The organism is Virgibacillus sp. 7505 (assembly GCF_002272135.1).
Lineage (GTDB): Bacteria > Bacillota > Bacilli > Bacillales > Amphibacillaceae > Terribacillus.
In genome coordinates this window covers 1-223 of record NZ_NPBF01000383.1, presented here as the reverse complement: position 1 = coordinate 223, position 223 = coordinate 1, and the positions used below count along the sequence as shown (strand labels likewise).

General features: G+C 51.1%; 1 pseudogene. It reads right to left on the bottom strand.

Going from position 1 to position 223, the window contains the following annotated elements:
- Window positions 1-223, bottom strand: a pseudogene (locus CHH91_RS19450) (tRNA uridine-5-carboxymethylaminomethyl(34) synthesis GTPase MnmE); the annotation flags it as partial.

The window sequence follows — 223 nt, the reverse complement described above, 5'->3', positions numbered from 1 at the left end:
GATTAAGTCGATGACGCCTTCTGCTTGCGACAAATCAATACGGCCATTCAAGAAAGCGCGCTTTGTGAATTCTCCCGGCTCAGCCAATCGAGCTCCCTTTGCCAGCACAGCTTGAAGCACACGGTTGACAGACACAAGCCCGCCGTGGCAATTGATTTCCACAATGTCTTCACGTGTATAGGTCCTCGGCGCTCTCATAACCGTGACCATCGCTTCTTCAATT